We start from the raw sequence: 13227 nt of genomic DNA on the forward strand, positions 1-13227 counted from the left end.
GGGTATAGGGGTGTGAATGTGAGTTATTTGTTTAAGGACTTCTTAAGTCTTGAAGATGTAGGTGAGTATATAAACCAGTATGGGTATTCTTATAACTTAGAAATAGAAGAAGATTACTATAGATTGAAAGATGCTATCTTAGACCTTCATAACGAACAGAAACTGAGCATCGTATTTCATTATAATGATTTTGCTACTATTGAAACGCTAAAGATTGCTGAAAATGGTTCAATTGAACAAATAGAAGAATTTGAGTTCTATATATCAGGATACTTCCATGTACCAGAAGCTCCCTCAGTACTAAAAGACGAAGCGAATTTAAGAATAATACAAAACTATTACAGCTATTATTTACTGCATGATAAGGATGAACTGCCGATTTATGATAATGATAATAAATATAAAAATATAATTGGTAGTAGGTTTACTTCAATAGAGTTTGGTGATGATATGGCACCGTCAATCGTAGAGCTTTCTGATTTGAGATTTCCTAAGGCTGATTTAGATAAGTTGTTCAATGAAAAAAGTAGCGAGTTAAAAAGCGTCAAAGATGAGTTATCAGACGTACAAGCACAAAATGCGAAATTAGTTGCTGATATAGAGGAAAATAAAACTACCGGCAGTTCTTCAATGGGAACATCAACAGTAGCGCATGGAAAACCTAAGACCAATGAGCAATTAATAGAAGCATTAACAACTGCTAACAATCAAATAGCAGACCTTAAAAGCCAACTTGTACAAGCCAAAGCTGAATTAGCAGACAAACTAGTTGATGATAAGAAGTTAGCGCCCAACTCAGAAGCTAAAGTAGCTGAGCTAATCTATACCTTATTGAGTGAACTTAAATATGAACTGACACTAGGCGGTAAAGGCAAAACTAACCTATTAATCGAGAGTGCTTCAAAAAACCTCAACACCCCACTATCACCTAATTTTATAGCTTACTGGTTAAAAAAAGCCTATCAGCTAAAAATTAAAGACCTAAATAATTAGGGTCATATCGTCATGTTTTAGGGGCATATGACCGTCATATGACCTTATCTGACCCCCTTATCTCCGTATACCATAGAACTATGTTGAAAGTCGTAGAATACCTTTACGGCTCAATACACAATATGGAGCTATGAGCATGACCCAGCACAACCAACCACCGCATAACGCGCCTAGCAATTTATTAAAACGACTACTCCCGATACTAAAAATGGTACTCAGTATTCTATTACCTTACTTGCTATCACCGCCTGATATCCACATTCATATCCATCACATTAATATCATATTTTAGCGCTAAAAAACTAAGCACTACCCTAGCCGATACTTGTCATCTATAGACTTTTATAGAGCGAGCCGTTAGGGTAAATGCTACACCTTTACACTGGTTTATCTTATGTCCGAGCCTATCGCTCAGTCCAACTCTACCCGCCTTATAGATAACACTCATTGGGAGCGTTACCGCCGACCTTATGTGCGCGATTTGGCTTATGTACTGGCGTGTCCTAATGTCTTGACGCATTGGCTAGACTTTGCACCGCATGAGAACACACATGCTGTTTCAGTACATAACGCTAGCTTTTGGCAGTCGCAGTTTGAGGCGTATGAGCAACGATTAATGGAGCTAGACACCACCACTGACTATCAAGCACTGACTCGCTACTTACTCAAGCGCCCAAGCCCCAATCGACTAGGGTTTCACTTTGAAGGGTTGGTGTCATTTTGGTTAGAAGATGGGTTTGCGCGCAAGCTGCATCCGTATGAGACACTGGCTAATAATGTGCAGCTCTATAATGGCAAACAGACCACTGGTGAGCTAGATTTAATCTTATACAATCATGCAGAGCAGCTGGTCGAGCATTGGGAACTAGCCATCAAGTTCTTTATGGGCTCCGCGCCGTTCGAGCCTATAAACTGGGTAGGAATCAACTCTAAAGACAATCTACAGCGCAAGATGACACACATGCAAACCAAGCAGTTTCGAGCGGTGTGGGTGGATACGGAAAACCATGGACACGTTAAAATCGATAAGCGTTATGGCGTTATAAAAGGACGATTCTTTGTACCATTGAATACACATAACTTTAGCTATCCTAGCTGGCTAGCATCTAACTTTCCGCTACATGAATGGTGTGATAAAAATGATCCAGCTACCCTAGCTACAATCAATATGGCGACATTGCGAGCCGCACATTATATTGAGTGGTTTACCAAGCGTAGCTTTTATGATGAGCGCAATGTTTATGATCGACATAACGTTTATGATAAACAGCAGCCACCAGTAGTTTGTACTGGTGACACACCGCTCGCATCAGGGCTGTACTTTGCAGGTGATAGACCAATCGTTATCTATACGAGACAGCACAACTAATGGTAAGGGTTTTTATAAAATCATCCTCACCTAATCAGCACTCTCAATAATTCTCAATCACTTGCATCAGCTCATACCTCAACATATCAGCACTCGGTATCCGCTCCGCATGAAATCGCACCATCGCAATCCCTGCACTGGCTAAAGCTTTGTCTTTCTTATCATCAGCCTTTTGACGCGCTTTACTCGTGTGGGTCCAATCATCAAGCTCGATAGCAACCAGTGTGGTCTGAGCATCCATATCTACGATTACATAATCGACGCTTTGACGGCAGATACGGTTGAACCAAAAGCTACGCTCAGAGGTCTCGGTACTATTGGCTTCAATAATTCGTGATAGCTGAACTTGGACAAATATGTGATATTCAGGCAGCGCATTGCTTAATTTTTTAAAAAATATTACCTCAGTATCTGTCATGATTGGCATCGGTGCAAATGGCCAAATAGCCAAATCATCGCCGCGTACAGGCTTGGGATCAGGCTCACTACTTTGACGTTTTGACAATAACTTGGGTAACGTAATCAGCCCTAAAAACCCAACGGCCAATATTAAAAATACAACGCCAAATGACATGGTTTTACCTTATACAATATGAGAGTGACTGGCTAAAGTGATAACTTTGCTATTTTATAAAAGCCATTTACGGACAGTCACGGCAGGTCAACCTTTTTAGGCTGACAGGTTATAAAGAAAGAAAATCGGTGCTTATCGTAACCAAGCTTTTGCCAATCGGCAAACGGTAAAGCAAAAAACACGACATCAGATGTCGTGTTTTAATCATAGAAATAGTTAGATAAGAGAGTCCAAACAAACTTAAGCGTGTTGAGCTTGCGTAAATAGGCAGTACCATGATCGAAGGATCAAACACGCTCCGGTTAAAACGCTACATATTACTTAGGCAATAGGCTAGCGCCAGAATAACACCCAAGCACCTGTTGTATCGACCTTAGGGTCGCTATTAATTTTATCTTTTAGGGCCAAAGCTGCAATTTTACCACGCTCAGGACCAACGATAACTCGGACACCGCGACTGGTACGACTGGTTTTAACTTGATAGCCTGCTGCTTGGAATTTTTTTGCCAAATCATCCGCTCTGGCTTGATCGTCTGCCAAGGCTACCTGCACACCAAAGTTGCCTTTTGCATCAGTTTCTTTCACTTGCTGACGAGCTTCACTGAGTTTTTGCTGCGCTTCACGTTTAGCCTCAGCTGACTTCTTAGCTAACGCTTCTTCTTTTTTACGTTTTTCTTCACGTGCTTTTTCAGCTGCTGCCGCTTCACGCTCTAAACGTTGTATTTGAAGGCGTGATGGAATCGTTATACTTTGCCCCAACTGTAACGATGATGACGGTGAGATATCATTGGCTTGAGCCAAGACTTCTACTGGTATGTTGTATTGTCTTGCAAGCTTAATAAGTCCATCGCCTCTTTTCACTTGATATTCAATAGGGGATTTTGGTGGCTCTTTTTTAGCCGCTTCGGCAGCTTCTTTTTTCTTCTTCTCCTCTGCTAATGCTTTGGCTTTAGCTTCGGCCTCAGCTTTCTTTTTAGCATCTGCTTGTTTCTTGGCTTCAGCCTGTTTCTTTAGCTCCGCTTCTTTTTTGCTCTCTGCTAATTTTTTAGCAACGGCTTGTTCTTTAATCTCAGCCTCTCTCTTTGCTTCTTGAGCTGCTTCTTGCTGTTCACTCTCAGTCGGCTTATTATCAGTACGAGGCTGAACAGTCAGAGAATCAGTAATATTTTGTGCCGTTTCTGAGTCGTCACTATCATTACTAATAGGTGCACTATTAGCCAGATACTGCTGGCTTTCTGCGCGTGCTTTAGCCAGTGCTTCTGCCTCAGCCGCCTCTTGTTCTGTCAAAAACTGCTGCGCACGCTTTTCTTGCTCTGCGACACGGGCTGCGCGCTCTTTTTGTTTTTGTGCCAAGATACGTTTTTCTGTCTCGATATCTGTGGTCAACGGCTGTGCCGATGCGTTCTCAGTACTTGGTTCATCTATCATCGCTGATACTGGTGCGGGTTCACTATTACTATCACCAATCTGTTGCACCATAGCGTATAGCATCACGCTACCGCCTATAATCATCCCAATGCCCAATAAGGCTTGTCTCGAAAAGTTCATCCGTTTACGTCTCTTAGTTGGTAATAAGGTTGATTGAGCGGCATCGCTACTCTCTCAAATTATATTATTAATAGCATTAGGGCGTGTTTTCAATTCAATCGACAGCCATCTAAATGGACTAAAAAAGACTGAATTTTGCCACCAATTATGTCAATCAACTTTCAAACTATAGTTATAATGTAAAAAGCACTTTGATTATAAAGCATATTTTTCATGCTGTCTGCCATCACATACATGCTGTCTGCCATCACATAATGGTTAGGATTAACATTACATCACGATTTTTTTATCTTAAGCCATTGTCGTCCAATGCAACCAATGCCTCTCCAATCGTATGAAAAGAACCACAAACCACAATTAAATCCTGTGACTGACTGGTAGCTATTACCGCATCAGTCGCTTGCTGCAGATGATCCAAGCTGTGTATCTTAGCGCCATCAACATAGTTCAATAAAACACCCTGTAAATGCTCCGTACTCGCTGCCCGAGGATAATCAATCTCAGCGATAAACCACTCACTAATAGGCAAGCCTGCTTCAGTCAAACGCTGTACAACTTTTTCGATGTCCTTATCAGCCAACATAGAAAACAGCATTTTAATGGTAGCAGGTGCATCACTGGCTTGGTCATTTTGATTTGAGGTATCAAATGTGCTTTGATTTGCCAAATGCTGCTGCCAAAGTGGTAATAGCTGTGTCAATAAAAACTCAACACCTTGTTCATTGTGCGCCACATCAAACAGCCAGTGACGATTATGGCTCTCACGATAGTCAAAACGACCTGCTAACTTGACTGATTGCAGTGCTTGCTCGATAGCAAGGGTATCAATAGTTAACGAACTTGCGAGTACTGCTGACAAGGCATTGGCAGTATTAATCAACGACAATGCTGGACGCGGCAGCTGCATGCTGACTGCCGCATTGCTATATTGCCACGTCGTTGCATCAATGACACGATAGCTAAAATCTTTCTCTACTTGATAACAGTTTGCCTGATGCTTATCAATAGCCTGTTTTACACTATTGGGCATCTCCGCAGCACCATAAATTAAGCTAATATCATCACGTAAAATACCTGCTTTTTCTGCGCCGATATCTTCCATGTTGTCACCCAACCAGTCGACATGATCAATACCAATATTGGTAATTACCGCCATATCAGGATCAATGATATTGACCACATCTAAGCGACCACCTAACCCAATTTCCAATACCCATACATCACAATCTGCCTCAGAAAATATGAGTAGTGCCGCCAGTGTTGTCATCTCAAAAAATGATAACGTTAAGCCACACTTTAATCGTGCAGTTTCTACTTTACCAAAAGCATCAATTAAGGTTTGATCACTAACCATCTCACCATTGATACGCACCCGCTCATTAAAAGCACTCAAATGTGGTGATTGATACAGTGCAGTCTTATAACCTGCGGCTTGACACATTTGTGCGATGACAGCGGTCGTTGAGCCTTTACCATTGGTGCCTGCTACCGTAAATACATAAGCATCATCTTTGGCCGACTGTACCACGCCTAATGCCTCAGCCACTGGCAAAACACGTGATAAACCCATATCTATCGCCGACACGTGTATCTGCTGCATGTAATCGAGCCACTCCGTCAAACTGGCTGTGTCTTTGGGACTACACGGACTAGAATCTAGAGAATCGGACATGGTTCAAACCTATATAAAATATTATAAAAAATAAAGACAGTATATTCGCTAACTAAAACCAAAAATAGCATTTACCGTTATATGACGATAAATGCTATTAGAAATTTTTGAGTATTGTAGAAATATTAACACATGATACTAGGCAGTTATAAACCCAATTACCTACTCATTTGAAACCAAGCGTCCACTGTGTGCTACGCACTCATATTAGGCACCTGGCTTAGTTTCGCTAACAGACGATAAATGGTATCAATCAGTTGATGACGATGCACCACCTCATCTACTACGCCGTGCTCTAACAAAAACTCAGCACGTTGGAACGGTTCTTCTAACGTTTCACGTACGGTTTGTTCAATCACGCGCTTGCCCGCAAAACCAATCATTGCTTTTGGTTCCGCTAAGTGAATATCCCCAATCATAGCCAAAGATGCCGTTACACCACCATAAACAGGATTGGTCAAGACAACGATATACGGAATACCAGCAATTCTCAAGCGCTCAATCGCAGCTGCGGTTCGTGCCATTTGCATCAAAGACAACAGACCTTCTTGCATACGCGCACCGCCTGAAGCAGCAAAGCACACTAAAGGCACTTTATCTTCTAACGCTTTTTCGGCAGCTTGGACAAAACGATCACCAACGACTGAGCCCATAGATCCACCCATAAAGCGGAAATCAAAGGCACAAGTCACCACATCGAGGTTACGTAGCTTGCCATACAACACAATCAGCGCCTCAGACTCACCTGTTTTTTCTTGCGCTTCTGCCATACGCTTTGGATACGGCTTACTGTCCACAAAACTGAGCGGATCTTTGGCAACAAACTCTTGCCCCAGCTCGCCATTTACTTGATCAAGCAACCAGTTTAGACGCTCACGAGCACTCATCGGTAAATGATGATCACAATGTGGGCACACATAGCAATTAAAAATTAACGATGTATTGGTAATCATCGAATGACAGCTACTACACTTGGTCGAAGGTTCTGTCTCTACTGCACTCAATGGCGCTGTCAATTGTTGCTTAACGCCTGGTATCGGACGGTTAAACCACGATGCTCCAGATGTGTTGGTTTTTGTCTCAGCATTATTAGAAGTAGTCATATCAGGTTTTGTTATCGTATCAGTCATATTATTCGCCATTATCAAAGGCTTATCGACAAGTTGGCTCATTCACTTGTCCCTAAGAGTAAATTTAAAAGTCACATATAGTCATAACATGAGCAGTTATAAGGCACACTTACGCGCAACTGTAACAATTTATGTATGGGGTTAGTTTACACACGTAAACTAACTTTAGCAAAGTCATTTATTAGTGTCTTTATAAACATTGTTATTTATCCATACAGCTGTTTATAAATACTGTGACTCGCAATGCAATGAAAACCTGAATGATGACAACTTAAATTATTTTAACTTAGGCTTGGCTTACCCTTCACTTATGCTCGGCTTAAGCACTCAAGCTGTCCAGTGCAGCGCGTAGCTCATCCATTTTAGCCATTATTTTCTGCTGAGCAGCTGCAACCGCTGCTGTATCATTGGCATCGATATCAGCAAAGTTCTGTACCAGTGCACTACCTACAATAACACCATCCGCATGCGTGCCAATCGCCTTGGCAGAGGCACCATCACGGATACCAAAGCCCACACATACTGGCAAATCTGTCTCAGCTTTAATCGCTTGGACTTGAGTCGCAACAGAGTCAGTATCGAGCGTGGCCGAACCAGTAACGCCCTTCAGTGATACATAATAAATATAACCGCCACAATGGGTCAATACCTGCTCACGGCGCTCCGGTAAAGTCGTTGGTGATAATAAGAAAATCTCATTCATCGAATGATCGGTCAGATGCTGCGTGAAGCTACCCGCCTCTGCTGGTGGCAAATCAACCATCAATATACCGTCAACGCCTGACTGCTCACATAGCGCCACAAAATTATCATAACCAATGATTTCAACTGGATTGAGATAACCCATCAGAATAATTGGCGTCTGCGTGTCTGTTTGACGAAACTCTTCGACCATTTTTAATGCATCACGAGTGCTCGTGCCTGCTGCTAGTGCACGCTCGCCTGCTAACGCAACGGTTGGACCATCGGCCATTGGATCAGAGAACGGCAAACCGACTTCGATCATATCAGCGCCGTGCTTCACTAAATCGTGTAGCAAGCCGACTGTCGTGGTCGGATTAGGGTCGCCCGCCATTGCATAAGGAATCAGGGCTTTTTTGTTTTGTGATTTTAACGTTGCAAAAGTGCTTTCAATTCTGGTCATAGTGGTCTCTAAAATGTTTTTGGATTTTTAATATTAACAATTCAATCATTCAATAATATAAAGTTGCTATCATCTCTTAGTCGTTCAGTTTATCTCGTACCGTCATCAGGGCAAAACCAAGTAAGTTTAGGCCATGCCATTTCTCTGGGTTTGAAATACGCTCATCGTCTGCTGCTAATCCTACGCCCCAAACTTTGTCACAAGGACTGGCCTCAACCAATACTCTATTACCAGTATTTAGTAAGTATTGACCAAGTGCTTCATGCTGACCAAACTTTGCTAAATTGGCATCTATCACGATATTGAAACGATAGTTTTGCCAAATAGTTTCATCAAAACCAATCACCTTACGCCCCAAGTCTTTGGCTTGCTTTGGATGACCCGCATTAATAATTTTGTCAAAACTGTCATGATCATTAAATAACAATGCCTTTTGTGCCATCATATAATGCTCGGCTGTGCGATAGCTCACATTATCAATCGTAAAAGGTGATTGCCACCATTGGCTAAAGCAGCTCTTATCAATAGAACCATCTGCACGTGGTTGATGCCCCCAAAAGTAAATATACTTCAAACGCTTTTTGGAACGATATTGCTTAATAAGGCTGTCTAAATTATAAGTTGGCACCGTTAATCCTTTAGTGGTTTAACTTTATTATTAAAACTGTCATATTCTACTCGCATCCAACATTACTTGAGGTTAAATGGTCATAGTTATTGTTAAGGATCTCATTAAGTAACTTAGCGACCTGCTTTCTATCAATTCGATACTGCTTACCTGACTGCTCTTGAAGCATATAAGTATCGAGAGGCGATTTTAGTAACGCTTGATACGCATTAGTATTCTCGTAGTTTTCACTACCTGACACTTTAGCAAAAAACAAAATACCCATATCCGAATCATGAGCGTTATAAATAATTTTATAAACGTCATCAAGATTTATTTTGTATTCAGCTGTACTGTTACAAGCAAGCACCGTAATATCATGAGTATTAACGAATAACATAGGTGTCGAACACCATTTCAGCTTATCAGCTAGCTTTTCTCTTGGTAAGTTAGCACCTATATTTTTAATAAACTTATAATACGCTGCGACCCAATACCAGACTATATAAATGACAAAATAGATGGTTAAGAGGTTCATTACATTTGAGTCAATAAAGAAAAATGATAGCGTATAAAGTGCTATAAAAACCATAGCGTATGAGAATGACGATCTTATGGCTTCCACAAAAAAACTGGTTTGATAGAACCGAACGCTATCCTCAGGTAAAATCGAACCAATCGTAAAAGGTAAAGTGATTGCTGAATCATCTAAAACTTTTTTAAGTGTATATAAATTAGCAACCACTATCCTTTACTCACCTTAAGAACAATACAATGTCTTTAAACAGTATCCTTAACATGAACACTGTCGATTTTACATCTCAATCCCTTCTGCCTTCATCACTGAATGCAGATCCTTGTCACCGCGACCTGACATATTGACGATAATCGTTTGATCAGGCGCCATGGTCTTAGCCAGTTTAAGCGCATAAGCAATAGCATGAGAGGTCTCAAGTGCAGGGATAATACCTTCTTTACGCGTGGCTTCATGGAATCCTGCCAGCGCTTCTTTATCCGTACAGCCGACATACTCCACGCGCTTCATATCTTTTAAGAAGCTGTGCTCAGGACCTACACCAGGATAATCGAGTCCGGCTGAGATAGAATGGGTTTCTTGAATTTGACCATCGTCATCTGCCATCAGATAAGTACGATTACCATGCAGTACACCGATACGACCAGCAGCCAGTGGTGCTGAATGACGACCTGTTTCGATACCATCACCTGTCGCCTCGACGCCATACATTTTGACATCAGTATCGTTTAGGAAGTCAAAGAACAGACCAATGGCATTTGAACCACCACCGACACAAGCAACTAGTGCATCAGGCAATTTACCTGTTTTTTCGAGATGTTGAATACGTGCTTCTTTTCCGATAATCGCTTGAAAATCACGAACCAATAACGGATAAGGATGTGGACCTGCGACCGTGCCAATGATGTAATACGTGCTATCTACATTGGTCACCCAGTCACGCATGGCTTCGTTCATCGCGTCTTTGAGCGTACGTGAGCCAGAGGTCACTGGTACAACCGTTGCACCCAGCAAACGCATACGATAGACGTTCATCTTTTGACGCTCGACATCATCCGCACCCATATAAACGATACACTCTAGTCCCAAACGGGCAGCAATCGTTGCAGTCGCTACACCGTGCTGTCCTGCACCAGTTTCAGCGATGATACGTTTCTTGCCGCACATTTTGGCAAGCAGTGCCTGACCGATGGTGTTATTAACTTTATGTGCGCCAGTATGGTTCAAATCTTCACGTTTGAAGTAAATCTGAGCACCACCAATCTCATCACTCAATCGCTTGGCATGATATAGCGGTGTGGGGCGACCGACATAATTGACCAAATCATTGTGGTACTCTTCCCAGAATGCAGGGTCTGCTTTGACTTTGGTATATAGCGTCTCTAGCTCTTCTAGCGCAGCCATCAGCGTTTCAGAGACAAAACGACCACCGTGTACACCGAAGTGCCCGCGAGCATCAGGGTATTGATTAAAGTCATTTACGTCTGCTGGATTGGTAAACGTATTGACAGATTGTGCGGTGGCAGATGGGTTTTTATTATCGACATGACTCATGGTAATTCCTACTGTAATAAGTGGTATTTTTTAGAATAAATAAGAAAGAAATAGGGTAAGTAACAAGTTATAGAGCGGGTTGTAAACTAGCTACTTGTGTTCGAAGGTTCGCTAGGCGTCGCATTTTGCCATCGGTCGCGTTTTACCGCTTTCATAAATGCTTTCATCTTGGCGGCATCTTTTTTACCTTTATCAGCTTCAATACCGCCACTGACATCAACTGCATAGATAGGCAGCTCTAAAGTCATAGCGATATTGTCGGCATCCAGTCCACCCGCTAAGATAATCGGTAGCGAGCTGTCCTCTGGTATCAAACTCCAATCAAAACGCGCACCAGTACCACCATATTTATGCTGGTGGTAAGCATCTAATAAGATACTACTCGCCCCTGCTGCTGCAAATTCGTCAATCTGAGCGCTGACGCTAGCAGTACTATCTGTATCGGCATTAATACGCAACGCTTTAATCCAGCGTTTATTGACTGCACTCGCCAGCTGCTGGCACTGCTCAGGGCTCTCATCACCGTGGAACTGTATGATGTCAAACGGCACAGTGTCTGCCAGCTCAATCAATTCATCCTGCGGCATATTGACCACCAATGCCACCACATTGATAAAGGCTGGTAGCGCTGCTATCAAGGTCTGTGCTTGCGCAGGCGTGACAGCACGAGGACTGGGCGGATAAAACACCAAACCGACCGCATCAACACCCAACTGTGTCGCAGTCTGTATATCACTAAGCTGGGTAAAACCGCAGAACTTGACGTGCATTTCGTGACCTTGCATTTCATGATACTAAATATGACACCAATTATAACGGTATCAAACAAGTAAAAACCAAAGACAAATCGTGAGATATGGTGAGGTTTTGTTACTCAAACAGTAAAGCCATTGCATCCAAAAACTTATCCTAGCATACTTTTATTCATAGTTTTGTTTATGATTACGAATGATTAATATAGGAATACTTGAATGTCTAAGACTGCGTCGAAAACGGCTAACAAAACAGACAACAACGACAGTAGTAATAATAGTAGTAACGATAAAGCCAATCGCGTCAGTCCGCCACATTATTTGATGTGGTTTCGTCGTGACCTGCGCGTTCATGATAATACCGCCTTAGCAGCGCTTTGTGAACAAGCAAATGCAGATAATGCACTCGTTAGTGCCATATTTTTTCTCACGCCTGAGCAATGGCAAACGCATGATATGTCGCTTACACAGCTTGATCTTATCGCTCGTACATTACCTGCCCTCGCAAAAGCTCTAAAGTCGCAATTGAACATCACTTTAACAGTACAGGTTTGTCCGAATTTTTCGGACTGTATTGACGCACTACTCGATATCTGTGATAACAACGCTATCAGTACGCTCATGGCCAATCATGAATATGAAGGCAATGAGATCGATCGTGATGAACAATTAACCAAGCAATTAGCAAAGAACGATATCGAGTTTGTACGCTGGCATGATCAGTGCATCTTGCCACCGAAAACCATCACAACCAACGATGGCGACAGCATGTACCAAGTGTTTACCCCGTTTTATAAAAAATGGCGACACACCTTGGAGGTGAGCGATATACAAATGCATGAAGCAGTCGCTATCAGTGATAGTAACCATACTGAGTTAAAGCTGGCAAAAGACCACGCAAAAACGTTAAAAGAGATAAAAAGTCTTGGCACAAAAACTGTCAAAGACTATCAAAAGCAGCTAGAAATCAATGCGTCAAATAATCATGCCGATATGGAGGCGCAACTCAAACATACTCGTGATGCTTATCTGGCTGGTGAAACTGCCGCTTGCCAGCAGTTAGAAGCGTTTGTCGATGCAGACATCAATAACTATGATGTAAGCCGCGATGTACCTAGCTTGCATGCGACCAGTCAATTATCGGCTTACCTCACGATTGGCGCGATCAGCCCTAGACTGTGCTACCTACAGGCAAATAAAGCTCAAGAAAAACTGCACGGTAACGATAGCGACAACAACGACATCAATCGCTGGATAAGTGAGCTGGCATGGCGCGACTTCTATCGTCATGTCTTGGACTATAAGCCAGAGCTGATTCGTCATCAGGCGTATAAGCATGAGACTGACAT

The 13227-nt window shown here is 42.2% G+C and carries 13 protein-coding genes; 4 read left to right on the forward strand and 9 right to left on the reverse strand.

Annotation, left to right across the window (positions count from 1 at the left end):
• The first annotated feature begins 18 nt into the window (after positions 1 to 18).
• The 3 genes from ACT3RN_RS04645 (at position 19) to ACT3RN_RS04655 (ending at position 2362) form a co-directional block, all read left to right on the forward strand.
• Positions 19 to 993: a hypothetical protein gene (locus ACT3RN_RS04645; RefSeq protein WP_192518034.1), complete on the forward strand. Its 975-nt coding sequence runs from the start codon at positions 19 to 21 to the stop codon at positions 991 to 993.
• Between the two features lie 136 nt (positions 994 to 1129).
• Positions 1130 to 1285: a hypothetical protein gene (locus ACT3RN_RS04650; protein ID WP_192518035.1), complete on the forward strand. Its 156-nt coding sequence runs from the start codon at positions 1130 to 1132 to the stop codon at positions 1283 to 1285.
• A 102-nt stretch (positions 1286 to 1387) separates the two neighbouring features.
• Entirely contained in the window at positions 1388 to 2362 is a 975-nt protein-coding gene (locus ACT3RN_RS04655) for a DUF1853 family protein (RefSeq protein WP_192518036.1), read from the forward strand.
• A gap of 43 nt (positions 2363 to 2405) precedes the next feature.
• Here ACT3RN_RS04655 and ACT3RN_RS04660 read toward each other — a convergent pair whose 3' ends face one another.
• From ACT3RN_RS04660 to ACT3RN_RS04700, 9 genes are all read right to left on the reverse strand, one after another.
• Positions 2406 to 2936: a DUF2726 domain-containing protein gene (locus tag ACT3RN_RS04660; RefSeq protein ID WP_192518037.1), complete on the reverse strand. Its 531-nt coding sequence runs from the start codon at positions 2934 to 2936 to the stop codon at positions 2406 to 2408.
• Positions 2937 to 3269: 333 nt separating this feature from the next.
• A complete protein-coding gene (locus ACT3RN_RS04665; protein WP_192518038.1) occupies positions 3270 to 4484 on the reverse strand; it encodes an SPOR and LysM peptidoglycan-binding domain-containing protein in 1215 nt (404 codons plus the stop codon).
• 286 nt (positions 4485 to 4770) lie between these two features.
• Positions 4771 to 6156 (reverse strand): bifunctional folylpolyglutamate synthase/dihydrofolate synthase, encoded by a 1386-nt coding sequence (locus ACT3RN_RS04670; protein WP_192520046.1) that lies wholly within the window; start codon positions 6154 to 6156, stop codon positions 4771 to 4773.
• 194 nt (positions 6157 to 6350) lie between these two features.
• A complete protein-coding gene (gene accD / locus ACT3RN_RS04675; protein ID WP_192992357.1) occupies positions 6351 to 7259 on the reverse strand; it encodes an acetyl-CoA carboxylase, carboxyltransferase subunit beta in 909 nt (302 codons plus the stop codon).
• A 346-nt stretch (positions 7260 to 7605) separates the two neighbouring features.
• Positions 7606 to 8430 carry a tryptophan synthase subunit alpha gene (gene trpA / locus ACT3RN_RS04680; protein ID WP_192992351.1) on the reverse strand — a complete coding sequence of 275 codons (825 nt, stop codon included), beginning with the start codon at positions 8428 to 8430 and terminating at the stop codon, positions 7606 to 7608.
• Positions 8431 to 8506: 76 nt separating this feature from the next.
• Positions 8507 to 9058: an NADAR family protein gene (locus tag ACT3RN_RS04685; RefSeq protein WP_192992352.1), complete on the reverse strand. Its 552-nt coding sequence runs from the start codon at positions 9056 to 9058 to the stop codon at positions 8507 to 8509.
• Positions 9059 to 9104: 46 nt separating this feature from the next.
• The gene (locus ACT3RN_RS04690) at positions 9105 to 9437 is read right to left on the reverse strand and encodes a hypothetical protein (RefSeq protein WP_444518510.1); all 333 of its coding nucleotides are present in this window, start codon (positions 9435 to 9437) and stop codon (positions 9105 to 9107) included.
• A gap of 414 nt (positions 9438 to 9851) precedes the next feature.
• On the reverse strand, positions 9852 to 11126 hold the full coding sequence (trpB, locus tag ACT3RN_RS04695; protein WP_192992354.1) for a tryptophan synthase subunit beta: 1275 nt from the start codon (positions 11124 to 11126) through the stop codon (positions 9852 to 9854).
• Between the two features lie 86 nt (positions 11127 to 11212).
• The gene (locus tag ACT3RN_RS04700; RefSeq protein WP_192992355.1) at positions 11213 to 11896 is read right to left on the reverse strand and encodes a phosphoribosylanthranilate isomerase; all 684 of its coding nucleotides are present in this window, start codon (positions 11894 to 11896) and stop codon (positions 11213 to 11215) included.
• 201 nt (positions 11897 to 12097) lie between these two features.
• On the opposite strand from ACT3RN_RS04700, the gene ACT3RN_RS04705 reads away from it, so the two are divergent.
• Positions 12098 to 13227 (forward strand): deoxyribodipyrimidine photo-lyase (locus ACT3RN_RS04705; protein ID WP_444518511.1); only part of this gene is annotated, 1130 nt, incomplete at its 3' end.

Origin of the sequence: Psychrobacter sp. AOP5-GZ1-6 (genome assembly GCF_052376345.1) — a bacterium.
Lineage (GTDB): Bacteria > Pseudomonadota > Gammaproteobacteria > Pseudomonadales > Moraxellaceae > Psychrobacter.